Genomic DNA, 14312 nt, shown 5'->3' on the forward strand with positions numbered 1-14312 from the left:
GGTTCAGGCCGCGGCAGCGGTCGGCTCGGCACCTGCCTCGATCAGCTGGCGCTTCCACTGCGAGTCGTTGGGATCCATGTCCTGCCAGCTCTTCGCACCCATCACTTCCTGGTAGAAGCGGAAGTAGCCGCGGTAGGAGGTCTCGCCGATGGCCGACTCGCCGACCACGCCCGGCAGTTCCGGGTCCTCGCGGTCGCCGCCGATGCCCATTTGCGCGTTCATGAAGCCCTGGCGCGTGACATAGCCACGTGACAGCTGGCTTTCCGATTCCATGTTGTCGTTGTCGTCCGCTTCCCAGTAGCCCGCCACGCCGAAGGTGCGGTGCATGGAGTTGGCGATGCGCTGCTTGAGCTCCGCGGGCATGTCCTTTTCCACGATCGCCCAGGTGAAGCACTCGGTGCGATCGGGCCCGTGCGGCTGCCAGACCTTGAACAGGTTGGATCCCCAGAGGTAGGTATTGTTGGGAAACACCGAGCCATTGATGTGCGAACCGTAGTAGCGCGCACGCAGGGCGCCCACCGCTTTCTCGATCCCGGGGCGCTTGCGGGCCTGCCAGGCGAGCAGGTCGGCGGCCAGCTTGCCGTCGTGGGAGCCGGGGGCGACGTCGTAGAGGATGCCCAAACCGTGGCCGTAGCGCGTCGCCACCTGCAGGCCGGCGCCCTCCGGCGGCAGGCCCGCATTGCCGGCCATCGGCGCCAGCATGCCGCCACCGGCTTTCAGCGCGGCAGCATGGGTCCAGCCGACGTGATAGGCATCGCCAACGAAGTTCTCGCTCGGCGCCTTCCAGTTGCAATGCACCATAGAGCGCCCGGGCGGTCCGATCAACTCGACGCCGCCGCTGGCTTCCATCCAGATATCCAGGTACCAGCGCGCCTCGCCCAGGTAGTCCTCCAGGCTCGGGGCGGCGGCATCAAAGCAGCCATAAACAAAACCGTGATAACTCTTCACTTTGGCTACTTCGCGCAGGCCATGCGTGGCCTTGTCCAGTCGACCCTTGTACAGCTCCTTCTCGAACGGCACGGACTGCAACGAACCATCCGAGCCATAGGACCAGCCGTGGTAGTTGCAGACGAAGCCCCGCGAATTTCCGGCTTCGACCGGACACAAGCGCGCTCCGCGGTGACGGCACACGTTGAGGAAGGCCTTGAGGCTCCGGTCCTTCTGTCGCACGACGATGACCTCGTCCTGGCCCATGCGCGCGGTAACGAAGTCACCCGGATTCGGGATCGCGCTCTCATGCGTGAGGAACAGCCAGCAGCGCGCGAAGATCTGCGCCATCTCCTGCTCGTAGATATCACGGTCATGATAGATGCGCGCGCTCTGCAGGCCGTTCCGCACATCGATCAAGGTATTGATGGAACTCATAGTACTTTCTCCTGAATCGCAAACTTCAAATCGGGCTGCGCGAGGTACTCCTCGAGGAAGTCCAGGCGGTCGTTGCCCCACCACATCTGATCGCCGATCCGTATCGTCGGCACCCCAAAAACACCCAGTTCCTGGGCGCGCCGGTTGCCGGCGTCGTACCGCGCCTCGGCGTCCTCCGAATGGAGAAACCCGAGGAACTCGCCCGCGTCCCAGCCGAGCTCTTCCGCAACCTCCTGCAGAAGCGCGGGGTCACCCATATCGCTGCCCTCGCCCCAACAGCGGCGCCAAGCGACGCCTGCATAGGATTCCGCCTGGGCTCGGTCGATGGCGTAGTACAGACCCTTGTTCATCAGCCCCGAGTCCAGCGACGCGGGGAACTTCAGCGGCACGCCATAGCGTCGCGCCCAGCGATCCATGTCGGTCATCAGGTAACGCAGCTTCACCGGGATCTTCACGTTGGGTGGGCCGCTGTTGCCGGCAGCACGCTTGGCTGCCGGCAGGTCGATCGGGCAGTAGGTGATGCCGCGCCCATAGCGGCGCGCAAGCGACGGCAGCCGCTGGTGCGCCAGGTAGGCGAAGGGACTCATGAAGTCCAGGAAGAACTGCAGGTCGCCGGACACGGGGCGCTCAGGCCGCCTTCAGCTCGGCGAATCCGATGCCGGTGATCCATTGCGGCACCGGCTCGTAGAGCATCAGTTCGGCCCTGGATTCTCCGAGAGCCGCCATGGCGCAGATCCAGTTGCGTATCTCCAGAGCGCCATTGCCGCCCTCGCGCAGGATCTCCTCGTCGGATAGCGCGATCAGACCCTCGACGTCACCGGCGTCCGCAAGCGCCAGGATGCGGCGGTCGAAGCTCTCGTTGACTCGGCCCATTTCCGAACTGCCGACCCAATGGCTGATGCCGCCGGTTCCGAACACCACCACACGCTCCTTGCCACCCCAGCTGCCGATAGCGCGGCGGATACTCTGTCCAATCTGCTGGGCCCGACGCCCCTGCACCACCGGCATCACCCCGCAGTTGAGATACACGGGAATGGTGCGCAGCCCAACATTGGACTTGACACAGTAGTGATGCGGCACTGCGACCCCGTGGTCCACTGTCAGGGCCTTGGCAAAGGACCAGTCGATACCATCGTCATAGCCACTGAACAGGATGTGCTTGGCCAGCGGCTCGTTGTTCTCGATCACGCCAGTCTCGAAGCCCAGCCAGTTCTCGGCCGGCCCCTCGACGTCGCCGATGCCGATCAGGCAGCGCGGGATGCAGTGCGGTCCAAACAACGCGTAGTGATCGTCGCCGATGATGATCGCCGTATCGGCGTCCAGTTCATCGACCCGGCGCGCGACCTTCTCGAAGGCACCGAGCACGCGGTCGCGCTGCGCCGGTTCCGCCGCATCGGTAATGCTCGGGATCAAGGGGTCATGCGGCATCAGGAAGCCGCCCACTATTTCTGCCATTTCTATCTCCTTCGTAGGTCGGCCTCAGGCCGGACGGTTCATGCTCTGCATGTACTCGCCCATCGATCCAGGCCCGCGCACGGCCAGGAAAGCCATCATCAGCAGCAGCGTGCTGGTTTCGCGCCGCGCCATGGCGCCGACATCCAGCTCGGCCAGGATGGCCCGCTCCGCTTCGTCCAGCCGGAACTCCGCTGCGTAGGTCTGCGGGCAGGCGCGGTAGCGCTCCGTCTCCACCGGGTTGGTTCCGATCTGCCACAAGGCCTTTTCAAGTGCATTGGTACTCATGTCACCCTCCCTGCTTGTCGTATTCCCGGTGCAGCTGTGCCCAACGCCGGCCGGACTCGCGGGCACCTTCGAGATAAGCCTCCGGCACCAGCGTGTACGGCGGCCGGGCCGGGCCCGCTCGCATCCAGCCGGCGGCGTCCATGCGCGCCTTCTCCAGACCAATGTTGTAGAGCGAGAACTCCTTGAACGAGCCTTGCGGGAACAGTGTTTGGTAAGTTCGGCTGATGGCGCCGGTCAGTGCCTGGGCCTGAGCCCAGTCACCGCATTTCTTCGCCCGTTCCACTTCGTCGCGCAGCCGCAGCACCGGCGCCGGGCCGCAGACGGCGCCGCTGGTCCAGAAAGCGGTGCAGAACTCCGGCGCAATACGTGCGGCGGCGTAGTAGTCGGCGTCAATCGGCAGGAAGCGGATGCGTCCCTTGGTCAGATTCAGATCCGCCATCAGTGCGCCGATACCCAGGTACTTCGCCGTGATGACCTGCGGGATTTCCGCGACCTGCGCCCAGAACGGCCGCGGGAAATCGAACTTGAAGGCCTCTGGGTTGGCGTAGATGCAGATCGCCGTATCCGGGCATGCCTCGGCGACGTCGCGGTAGAACTGCACCGCGGTCGGCACGTCGGGCGCGCACCACATGGGCGGCCCAAGCATGACGCCGTCAATGCCGATGGCACGCGCCTCGCGCGTCTGTCGGATGGTTTCGCGCGTGCCCAGGCTGCTGGTGCCGCCGAATAGCGGCACGCGGCCGCGCACGGTCTCGACCAGCGTGCCCAGGTAGGCGCGCTTCTCCTCCCAGGTCAGCGTCGCGCACTCGCCCAGGGAGCCCAGGGTCACGATCGCGTCGACCCCAGCGGCGATCAGTTTCTCCGCCGTTTGAGCGGTTTCGTCGAGGTCAACGCTGTCCTGGACGCGCCAATCGCCGGCATCGGGGGTCGCGGGTGTGGGCATGATCGCCCAACACCCACGAACCTCATCCACAGTGAGCAGCCGCCTGTTCATCAGGCACCGCCGCTGCGCATGAACTGCGGGTTGAACATGCGCACCGGGCTCTTGCTGCCGTCGATCTCGGTGCGGAACTGCCCGGTGGTGCAGCGCTGGTTCTGCACGTCGAACATGCCGAAGCTGTCGTAGATCGCCGCGAACTTGCCCTTGTTGCTCGGCAGGTGATGCTCGGTCGAGGTGTGGCCGATGGTCCAGGACTTCCACAGCTTGCCGGCACGGTCATAGATCAGCGTGCGCGGCGCGACGAAAGTCTGGGAGTCGAGGTACATCACGCGGCGGCCAACCGGCGAGGATTTGTCGACCGGTGTCATCTCCAGCTCGTGCACCTGCCGCAGCTGCCAGGTCACATCGGGGAAGCACTCGCCCTTGCCGGTCATTGCAACGAACTTGTAGCCGTCCGGCTGCTTGTACTCATCCGAAAGCTTCTGCTCGTTATGGCGGTACAGCGGCATCAGCAGGGTCTTGGTTCCCTTGAACGTCCAGTTCATCTCGGCCACGCGCCCGAAGTAACCCTCGAAGTCCTGGATCATCAGGTCGGAACCGAGGAAGGCATCCGTGGTCTGGCTGGTCTCCAGGCGACGCACGCGGCGCTGGAAGCCCAGATACAGGTAGCCGTCGCTGGCCTTCTGGTCCTGGTCGAAGTTCAGAATCATCAGCTGCGTGTCCTGCACGTCCTGCGGGCTGAACGCCTTGCCGTAGATGCCGCGGAAGTAGTCGTTGGGATTGGGCGAAACCGCCGGGATCGGCTCCTCGGCGACACGGTGCTTGAAGTTCAGGAAGTTGAACTGGAATTCGACCGTGCGATCCACCTTTCCGGTGGCGGCGTTGCGGTACTTCCAGTAGAACGGCTTGATCTGGACGTTGTCGCCAGCCGAGAAGGTGTGACGGAAATTGAACGCCAGCTTGCGGCCGGCGTCGGGATCGCTGCTCGACGGCTGCTCCGGAAACGGTCGGCCGGCGCTGTAGCCTTCGAGGTTGCCACCGACGATCTTGACCTTGCCGATGTTCTGCCGTGTCGCCTCCACGTACTTCGGATGCACCTCGAAGGAATCGGTAGGGCCAACCTTGATAGCCGGCTGCTCACCTTTCTTCAGCAGGTCGTAGGTGACCGGGTCCAGCACCGCCTTGAACTGGTCGGCGTTGTTCTTGTCGATCACGACACCGACATTAACGCCGGCCGCCGTCGGCGCGCCGGCTTTGTAGGGGTAGAAAGCCTGGTTGATGACGTTGTCAGCGCTCTGCGCCAGCGCCGGAGCGGTGAACAGCGTGCCGACGAACATCGCCAATACGGATCGGGTGATTCTCTTCATCTTGGATTCCTCTCGGGGGTTTGTGCGTGGGGCCGGATCAGAAGAACTGGTAGCTCAAATTGATAAAGACCTCGTCTTCCTTGTCCGATGAGCCCAGGGGGCCCTGGCGGAATCGGCCCAGCGGCTCGTAGCCGGTGAGACCGATGGGGCCAGCCTCCAGCAAGGGGCCGCCGGATGAGGCATAGGCGGTAAACGGCGGATAGGGGTTGCAGTCGCGGCAGTCGTTGAACTTCTGCGCGCCGTCGCCGAACTTGACGTTGGCACCGATCGACAGCTTGAAGTTCTGCGATAGCAGGTAGTCCACCGAAGGCTGCATCGCGTAGGCACCGGCCTTCCAGTCGCGCGCCATCACGAATTTCGGCTGCAGGCGGTCCTGCAGATACCAGGTCTGCACGTACAACGTGCCGATCCAGTTGTCCTTCCAGTCCGGCATGCCCACCTGCCCCAGAAGACCCTGCTCCAGCTCGTGGTCGAGCAGGTGCTGGCCGAAAATCTGCAGCGAGAACAGGAAGGTGCGGTCGGCGTTCAGGAAGGGAATGAAGGTCAGGCGATCCAGGCCGACGACGTAGCGCGCAACGCGCGACTCGCTATACAGGCTCGGCCGCAGGGTGTTGGGAAACTCCTCGCCCCAGGTCATCGCCGCCTCGATGCGCGCCACCGTCTTGATCGGCGCGATCGTGAAGTCCAGGGACCCCCCCAGCAGCTTGACGCGCGGAAAAGCGATATCGAAGGCGATCAGGTACGGCACCTGGCGCGGCTCGGTGTTGTACTGGCCCACCCCCGGCAGCAGTTCCGGCAATTGCAGGTCTACCGGCAGCAGCAGGTTGGCGAAGGGACTGATCGCTGGCGGCCCCTTGGAGCCGCCATGCAGGCTGGGCAGCTGCGAACGGTACAGCAGGCCGTTGAGCGAGAAGCTGACGTCGCCCAGCACGCCCTCGAACTTCATACCGATCTGGGTGTTCGACAGCGTCCAGTTCGGCAGCTGGACGTCGCGGATGCCGACCTGGTTGGGGCCGAAGTCCGTAGTCATCGCCATGCCCGGCTGCCCGAGGATTGGCGGCACCAGGGCAAAGTTGGACACCGTACCGCCGTTATCCCAGAGATTCTTCATGCCGCGGAAGAAGCAGCCGGCATCCAGGATGACGTTGGCGGTGCCGCATTGGCCCAGGCTGTTGGGGCGGAACTTGTCGAAGTTCCATACCACCTGCCAGTTGAGATCCTGCAGGGCCCCCACCGGGCCCATTCGGTACTCTGCCGTGGCGATCCACATCGGGATGCGAATGTCCTGCAATTCGTCATAGATGTTGTTGCGCGAGTAGTCGACCGGGTTGATGACGTCGAGCACGCGAAACAGGTCGGTGCGGCCCCAGATGACCTGCTGCTTGCCGACGCGGAAGAACAGTTCCTGCTCCTCGTCGCTGAGCGGCGATGAGAACGGCAGGGAACTGTCGAAGTAGGCTTCGCGCAGCCAGTCGAGGCGGTCGCCGTCGGCGAATTCCGGGAAGCGCAGATCGTTCTCGGTGCCGTCCATGTAGCCGCTGAGGCAGCCGCGGGAATCCACGTCGCAGGGCCGCACCGGAACGCCGAATGCGACACCGCCGCCCGGCCGGTGCAGGGGCTCGCCCAGCACGATCATGCCGTCGTTGGGATTGTTGGCCAGGTTGAAACCGAATTGGCCGAGGCCCGCGCCCGGCACGCCGTTGAACACCCCGTACTGCAGGTTATTGCCGCCGAAGGCGCCGCGGCCATGCGCCACGCAGCCGGCCGGGATCAAGCCGGAGGTGTCCTCCAGGCAGATCGGGCCACCGGCATCGCGGCCGTACTCCTTCGAATTGAGGTCATAAACACCGTCGTAGGTGCCACGCAGCTTCAAGGTCAAGGAGTTGCCGGTGAAGGCACCGAGATCGTCGAACTCGCGATCTGCCTCGAGGCGCAGGGTATTGCGCTCCTTCGACAGGCCGACATCCTTGCGGACGCGGGTATCGTTCTCCAGGAAGCCATTGATGCGCCATGCGCCCAGTTCCCCGGCCTGTACCGTCTTGCCATGCAGGACCAGGCCCCATGCACACAATCCCATCGCAAGGCTTCCCAATGCCTTTCCGGAAATCCTCATCTGACTCACTCCTCTTTTTGGTCTCTGGTTATTCGGCGGCTGCCTGGCGCCCGCAGCCGGGCGTGGCGAAATCCGGGGACGATGCCGCCTTGGTTGCACCGGCGGGCGCGGCGGACGAGGCCGTCACGAAGCCGGGGCGGAAGGCGAGAATCCAGGCGGGCACCACGACCATGGCGCCAATGGCGTTGAGTACCAGCATCACAATCAGCAGCAGTGCGGCCGAGGACTGGAAGCGCAGGTCTGAGAAGAACACCCACATGACCACACCAGCGACGAGGGTCGTTGCGGTGAACATCACCGCAAGGCCAGTGGTGCTGATGGCATGGGCGACGGCATCGTGCAGCGCTCGTCCCTTCTCTATCTCGTCGCGAACGCGGTCCATCACATAGATCGCATAGTCGATGCCCACGCCCATTCCCACCGCGACCACCGGGATGATGTTGACGTTGATGCCTACTTTGGCGATGCCCAGGTAGCCGTAGCTGAGCACCGTGGCGAAGATCATCGGCAGGATCATCAGCCAGCCGGCATGCGCCGAGTTGTAGTAGATCGCCACCATCAGGAACGACGCGATCAACACGAAGGCCGTGACCATCACACTGTCATGGAAATTGGCCTGGTTGATGGCGGCATTGACACCCACGACACCCGCCGCCGGTTCGATCGTGAATCCGTCGATGCCCTTGCCGAAAAGCTCGGCACCCTGCTTCGCGCGCTGCACCGCCGCCTCGATCGTCTTCGCCTGCAGGTCCGGCAGGTAGAAAGTGAGGTTTGCCAGCGTCTCCTCGGGGTTGACGTACTCGCGCAGCGCTCCGGGCACCGGGCTGGAATACTCGAAGGCGTACATCAGGCTGCCGACGCCACGCGCATCCGCGGGAATCTGCAGCCAGCGCGGATCGCCCTCGTGCGTCAGGCGGTTGACCTGCTTCACCAGGTCGGGGAGGCCCTTGGCGCCCCCGACCACCGGCTCAGCGAGCATGTAGCGCTCGAACCGCTCCATGGCGGCCATCGCCTCGGGCCTGCGCAGGCCCTCCCGCTCGCTGGAGCGGGCCACCACGAACAGCTCCTCGCTGCCGGGAAAGCGCTCCGCAATCAGGTGCGCAGAGCGGTTGTAGTCGTGGTCCCGCTTGAGAATGGGCGAGCCCGGCTCGGATTCGCCGAACTGCACCTGGCTCGCGCCCCATGCGCCCATCCCGATCAGCACCAGGGCGCCCAGTAGCACCGCACGGCCGACGCCGGCATTGGAGACCGGCTCGACGAGTCGGTGCAGCGTCGCCGACGTCTGGTCGCGGTTGTTCTCGGTGCGCCGCGGCTGCGGTAGCACCGTCAGCGCCAGCGGCACCATGAAGTGCACGGTGAAGATCACCGAGAACGCCCAGAAGCCGGCAAAAGCGCCGAGATGCTTGTTGAATGGCGCTGCACCAATCGCCACCGCAGCGATACCGATGGCGTCGACGATGATCGCCAGGGAGCCGGGACGGAACAGCGCGTCCAGCGCGTTGCGGGCAGCCTGGCGGCCGCTCTGGGTGCGCGCCAGTTCGTAGTAATAGCGCTCGACCAACTGCACCCCGTGCGAGGTCGCACGAGCGGCAATCAGGAACGGGATCGGCATCGACAGCGGATCGAGATGAATGCCGATCAGGTTCATGAAGCCCAGGCCCCATGCCGAGGACAGCAGAATGCCCATCAAGGGCAGCACGATGCCGTAGAGGCGGCGGAAGTACCCTGCGAGCAACAGGATGATCAGCGCCGCGGTGTACAGCAGGATCTCGAAGATCTGCGGCAGATACGTGTATACCCAGCCGGTCAGCACCGGATTACCGACGGCGTAGATCCGCAGGCCGTCGCGTGCTTCCGCCTCGCGGATCTTCTGCAGCCCGGCGAAGGCTTCGAGCAGTTCGTCGGAGGTCGAACTGTTCATCTGTGCCCGGATGATCGCCACCTTGCCATCGGCCGACACCAGGCGCCCGCTGATGCGTGGATCCGCCTGCACCTGCAACTGCAAGGTCTTCAGTTGCGCCGGCGTCAGCGCCCCGGCATTCGGGTCGTAGTAGGGATCGGAGCGGATCGTGCCGGCTTCGTTGATGTAGACCCGGCGCGTCGTGCGATGGGTGATGCTGGCCACGAGGTTGTGATTGACCCCGGGCAGCACGTCGATACCCTGGGTGATCCGTTCGATCGCGGTGAGTGTTTCGTTGCTGAAGATCGAGCCCTGCTCGACCTCCACCGCAACCGTGATGACGTTGGCGCCACCGAAAATTCCGCGTACTTCGTTGTGCAACTGGATATAGGGATGTCCCTGCGGCAGGAGGTCCTCGAAATCCGACGCCATTTTCATGCCGGGGATCTGGCTGGCGAAGAACGCCGACAGGCCGAGAATCAGCGCGAGCACAAAGCGCGGGCTGGCAAAAATCCACTCTTCGCCCCGCTGCAGCGCGGCGACTATCCTTTGGCGAATCAATGGATGCCCTCCGATTCGATATTCACCATCGCCGGCGTGCTGGCGCCGGAACCGCCGACCACGATCAGGGACGAGCGGCCCGGGAGGGCGACGCCGCCACGGAGGTAACCGCTGCCGGAGGTAGCGCTCGGCAAAACCCGCCATTTGCCATCGGATCCGCGCTGCTGGATCAAACCGAGTTCGCCGACAGCGAACAGACGGCCACCGGCGCCCGGCACAAAGCCGTACATCGGCACGGCGGCGGCATTGGTCTCCGGCGTCCAGCTCTGGCCACCATCGCGGGTGCCGAGGATGATCCCGCCGCGACCCGTCAGCCAGCCGGTATTGGCATCGGTGAACCAGACATCGAAAGCGTAGAAATTGTCCGGGATGGGCGGCAGCCTTTGCCAGCTCGCGCCGCCGTCGCTGCTGCGCGCAACGATGCCGAACTCACCCGCGACCACCGCATGCCTGGCGTCGAGAAAACGGATGGCGGTGAGGATGGCGTCCTCGCCGAACTCGGTCTTCTGCCAGCTCGCGCCGCGGTCGCTGCTGTTGAGCACCGTGGAATAGGTGCTGACCACCCAGAATCCGCCGTCCGGCGCACACGCCAGTGCCATGGGCGTGAAGTCCTCCGGCATCGAGCCCGCGGCAGGGCGCCACTCGGTGCCTTGTGCATTCCCGGTCCAGACGCGGCGATTGAAGTCGAGGGCGACAAAGCTCTTGTCGGCGCAGGCCGCGACGTCGATCAGTGCCGCCCGGCTCTCCAGCTTTTGCGATTCCCAGGTCTTGCCGGAATCGGTCGATCGCGACAGCACGTCGTTGCCGACGACGACGATCGCCTGGCCATTCGATGCAATCTTCTGCAGGTCGTCAGCGACGTGCGCGGCGCCATGAACGACCGGCGAAAATGCGGCGCCTCCAGCAACAATGGCCAGAATCGCGCATGGCAATCCAAGATGTAGCGCCAGTGGCGCGCGACGGCTCATCGCCGAGTCTCCTCCGAGTAGTAATAAACTGCGGAGGGAGAATCAGTGAAGCAGCGATATAAGTGAACCCGATTGCGGGAATGATCGCCATCACTAGGATGAATAATCTGCCCTCGGTCGACAAAAAGGGAACCGCGTTTCCTGCAGAAAAAGCGGATTTTGGTAGCGGAAATCGCCGCGCGGCCGCTCGCTCTTGGCACCAGCGGGGAGCAACCTCGATCTGCAACGTAACGCAGATGAGCGTGCAATTTGCCGGGGCGGAGTGGCGCTCTATCCCGGGCCTGCTTTGCGGGAACCTACTGGATGCCCCGGCGGCCTCCGAGCGGGCAGTCGCGTGTTCAGCTGCTCGCTGCGACAGCAAGCATCATTACCGCATGGTCTTTGTCGCTTCTGTGCTTGAGCCCTGCCAAGGCGTCGCGGCTTCGCAAGGGTTCCGACCTGCGGAAGTAACAAAGGCCCGTCATTTCACCGGCGCTATATTGCGGGGATGGCCCTGCAGCTCTTGCGCGAGAAATGGAGCGGTTCGACTGCCCGTTTCCTGAGACTTGATGCGGCGTGCCGCTCGCCACCAGCCGGCCACCGGCGTCGCCCGCGCCCGGACCCACGACGATCACCCAGTCGGCTTGCATCACCGCGCCGCCGTACGTCTGCGAGACGCCGCCTTGATGGATTGAGCCCACTTCGCCGAAGAATTTGGCCTGCCATTCGCCGAACGCGGGCGGCTCGGGGATATAGCGGATGGCTCCATTCAAGCCTGAACCACCGAACAGTGTGCCGACAGGCCCCTTGAGCACCTCTACGGAGTAGAGATCGAAAGGATTCATGTCCAGCACGGACAGCGGTGCAACAGGATCGTTGAACGGGGTTTCATCGAGGAATACGCCCGTCGTCGCCGCAGTACCCAGCTCGGACGAAATCCCGCGAACTGTGATGCGTTTAGGAGTCGTGCCGTTCTGAAGATCCCAGATATTCACGCCAGGAACTTGAGCGACGATGTCGTCGACGTCGCGCAGGCCGGACTTCTCCATATTCTGACCGGACAGTGCGGACACGCTGGACGCCAAAGAGCGAACCGAGGCTTCGCGCTTGGTCGCGGTGACGGTGATGGATTCAAGCTGCGTGGCATGCCGCTCCGCCGTGGGGGGCAGTTCGGTCGTGCGCATCGGCTCGACTGGGATCGTCGCCACAGTCGGTTGCGCCGCATCCGGTACCCCGTTGGCTGCGCTGTCGGCTTCTTGCTGATGAGGCGCCTGCGCTCCGACGGCGTCTCCGGATGGTGGTTCTGGCTGAGTCTGAGCGAGTACAGGCATCAGTGTCAGGGACAGCCACAGAGCAGTGACCTGACCGATCTTTCGATCCAGTTGCATTGAGAGATTACTGCATTGCGGTGGGTTGTTCGTAGATTGCAGGTAGTGCGCTCCAGGCCTGTGGTGCAGGCGGCCGATATCCCAAGCTGCTGTGCGGTCGCTTCGTGTTGTAGTGGCGCCGCCATTGCTCGATCACGACGCGAGCTTCCTTGAGGCTGTAGAAGATCTCGCCGTTGAGCAGTTCATCGCGCAGCTTGCCGTTGAAGGATTCGCAGTAGCCGTTCTCCCAGGGGCTACCTGGCTCGATGTACAAGGTGTTGGCACCAACCTTGGGCAACCACGCACGGATCAGCTTCGAGGTCATCTCCGGGCCGTTATCCGAGCGGATGTGTTCGGGTAAAGACGCACGCTCGACGTCTGCTTGGGGTTGATTGTGGCCTGTCGCGAGGCGCTCTAACTGGGGAGACCGCAACAAATTCCGCCTACTTATCGATCAGCCCTTCATCATCTCGCTGAAGTCCTCATCGAATTTCCTGCTCGACTTGAGCGTGTCGATCATGTCCTGGTGATGATCGTCCAGCGCCGTGGGCAGACTGAGATTCTTGGTCTGGGCAATGCGCGCAAGCTTGGTATTGGCTTCGCTGTGGTCGGTGACGATGGTTTGCCCGAACTGCTGAATTTCGGAATCGTGCGACAGGCTGAGCGCCAGCCGGCCCGCCGCCACCTCGGTCATGCCAGCCATCGCCGCCTCCTGCGCAAACTTCATGTCGTCCTGACCGGGCGGCATGCCGGCGCCATAGCTGGTCGGAACCAGCGGCGACAGAATCACGCCGAGCATGGCCAGTGACAAAAAGATCGGCAGCCGGTTCTTGCTTCGGGTCATGGGGTTCTCCAGTGGGAAAGCGCGTGCTTGCGCCCGCAGCGCGCAGCAAGCGCAATGCCCGGGCTCAAGACGTCGCCGTCTGATCCGCAGGCCGCAGGCCCAGGCGACGGTTGCGCCGGCAGCGGCCCGCGCGGCGCCTCGCTGAGCCGTGCAGGCTCGGGCTGTTCGCGCGAATGTTTTCTGGATCGTGCGGATTTCATGGCCTGGCATTGCCGGCGCATTCACGCCGCTGTCAGGGGCCTGGGCCCAGAGTGAAACGCCCTCGATGAAACGGAGAACGCAGATGAGGACATCGCAACGGCGGACCCCTCCTTCGCGCGACGGCAAGTCACAAGCGGTGGCGCGCGAGAAACAGCGCATCGAACCGGAAAAGCCGCAGGGCATCGCGCCGGATGACGAAGTGGATCAGGCTTCTTACGACTCCTTTCCCGCCAGCGATCCACCCGCGCACTCAGCACGTCAGGCCGTGCCCGGCGGCAAGCCTTCCCGAAAGCCCGGCGAACGCAGGTGATGGCGCTGCGCGGCGCAGCCATGGGCATGGCGCTTGCCCCCGGCAGTGGCGCGACGCAGGCCGCGCCTCACTCCCCAACTTCCCGATGGAGATTCCAGACATGGCAAGCATGCAGAGCAGCAATGCCGGCGCAAAGCCGGGCAGCAACAGTGACCGCACCCAGATCGTCGGTGGCAACCACAAGGTTTCGGGCCCGGGTCCGGCGGTGATGGCGGCGGACACGCTGGAGGGCGACCGCGTGATGAATTCGGCTGGCGAGGATCTGGGCAAGATCCGCGACATCATGCTGGACGTCCCGAGCGGACGTGTCGCCTACGCGGTGCTGTCGCGCGGCGGCATCCTGGGCATGGGCGACAAATTGTTCGCGATTCCCTGGAGCTCGCTGACGCTGGATGCCGAGCGGCGTTGCTTCATTCTCGACATCAGCAAGGAGCGGCTCGAACAGGCGCCGGGTTTCGACAAGGATCATTGGCCCGCGATGGCCGACGCGCGCTGGGCCATGGACATCTACGAGTACTATGGCGCCGCGCCGTACTGGAACTGATCTGGCACCGCCGCGCCACACGCCGGGAACAGCGCCATGGGCATGCGCCGCACCAGATCCATGATGAAGGCGTAAGCGCGCCTCCGCCCTCGCGATGACTGGCATGAGTGCCG

At 64.0% G+C, this 14312-nt stretch carries 13 protein-coding genes and 1 pseudogene; 2 read left to right on the forward strand and 12 right to left on the reverse strand.

Translation table 11 applies throughout. The features are described from left to right. Positions 1-3: 3 nt before the first annotated feature. The 12 genes and pseudogenes from BMY12_RS01705 to BMY12_RS20145 form a co-directional block, all read right to left on the reverse strand. Positions 4-1365, reverse strand: coding sequence for an aromatic ring-hydroxylating oxygenase subunit alpha (locus tag BMY12_RS01705; RefSeq protein WP_093281114.1), 1362 nt, complete (start codon positions 1363-1365; stop codon positions 4-6). After that, positions 1362-1985 carry a 2-hydroxychromene-2-carboxylate isomerase gene (locus tag BMY12_RS01710; RefSeq protein ID WP_093281117.1) on the reverse strand — a complete coding sequence of 208 codons (624 nt, stop codon included), beginning with the start codon at positions 1983-1985 and terminating at the stop codon, positions 1362-1364. The genes BMY12_RS01705 and BMY12_RS01710 overlap by 4 nt, the downstream gene beginning before the upstream one ends. 7 nt (positions 1986-1992) lie before the next feature. Then, entirely contained in the window at positions 1993-2820 is an 828-nt protein-coding gene (locus BMY12_RS01715; protein ID WP_093281119.1) for a DODA-type extradiol aromatic ring-opening family dioxygenase, read from the reverse strand. A gap of 24 nt (positions 2821-2844) precedes the next feature. Then, positions 2845-3105 (reverse strand): hypothetical protein, encoded by a 261-nt coding sequence (locus tag BMY12_RS01720; RefSeq protein ID WP_093281122.1) that lies wholly within the window; start codon positions 3103-3105, stop codon positions 2845-2847. Position 3106: 1 nt separating this feature from the next. Next, the gene (locus BMY12_RS01725) at positions 3107-4099 is read right to left on the reverse strand and encodes a dihydrodipicolinate synthase family protein (protein WP_093281124.1); all 993 of its coding nucleotides are present in this window, start codon (positions 4097-4099) and stop codon (positions 3107-3109) included. Further along, a complete protein-coding gene (locus tag BMY12_RS01730) occupies positions 4099-5412 on the reverse strand; it encodes a DUF1329 domain-containing protein (protein ID WP_093281127.1) in 1314 nt (437 codons plus the stop codon). The genes BMY12_RS01725 and BMY12_RS01730 overlap by 1 nt, the downstream gene beginning before the upstream one ends. 37 nt (positions 5413-5449) lie before the next feature. After that, positions 5450-7489 carry a DUF1302 family protein gene (locus BMY12_RS01735; RefSeq protein ID WP_093281129.1) on the reverse strand — a complete coding sequence of 680 codons (2040 nt, stop codon included), beginning with the start codon at positions 7487-7489 and terminating at the stop codon, positions 5450-5452. Between the two features lie 64 nt (positions 7490-7553). Then, positions 7554-9986 carry an efflux RND transporter permease subunit gene (locus tag BMY12_RS01740; protein ID WP_093281132.1) on the reverse strand — a complete coding sequence of 811 codons (2433 nt, stop codon included), beginning with the start codon at positions 9984-9986 and terminating at the stop codon, positions 7554-7556. After that, positions 9983-10954, reverse strand: coding sequence for a WD40/YVTN/BNR-like repeat-containing protein (locus BMY12_RS01745; protein ID WP_143068805.1), 972 nt, complete (start codon positions 10952-10954; stop codon positions 9983-9985). The genes BMY12_RS01740 and BMY12_RS01745 overlap by 4 nt, the downstream gene beginning before the upstream one ends. Positions 10955-11292: 338 nt before the next feature. Beyond that, positions 11293-12321 carry a TonB-dependent receptor plug domain-containing protein gene (locus tag BMY12_RS20565; RefSeq protein WP_093281137.1) on the reverse strand — a complete coding sequence of 343 codons (1029 nt, stop codon included), beginning with the start codon at positions 12319-12321 and terminating at the stop codon, positions 11293-11295. 7 nt (positions 12322-12328) lie between these two features. Further along, positions 12329-12661, reverse strand: a pseudogene (locus tag BMY12_RS01755) (integrase core domain-containing protein); the annotation flags it as partial. 93 nt (positions 12662-12754) lie between these two features. Continuing rightward, complete coding sequence (locus tag BMY12_RS20145; protein ID WP_177188790.1) at positions 12755-13144, reverse strand: DUF4142 domain-containing protein; 390 nt, start codon at positions 13142-13144, stop codon at positions 12755-12757. Positions 13145-13409: 265 nt separating this feature from the next. On the opposite strand from BMY12_RS20145, the gene BMY12_RS20150 reads away from it, so the two are divergent. Continuing rightward, positions 13410-13655: a hypothetical protein gene (locus BMY12_RS20150; protein ID WP_177188791.1), complete on the forward strand. Its 246-nt coding sequence runs from the start codon at positions 13410-13412 to the stop codon at positions 13653-13655. A gap of 100 nt (positions 13656-13755) precedes the next feature. Beyond that, positions 13756-14199, forward strand: coding sequence for a PRC-barrel domain-containing protein (locus BMY12_RS01765; protein WP_218140026.1), 444 nt, complete (start codon positions 13756-13758; stop codon positions 14197-14199). The last annotated feature ends 113 nt before the right edge of the window (positions 14200-14312 follow it).

Source organism: Solimonas aquatica (genome assembly GCF_900111015.1).
Taxonomy (GTDB): Bacteria; Pseudomonadota; Gammaproteobacteria; order Nevskiales; family Nevskiaceae; genus Solimonas; species Solimonas aquatica.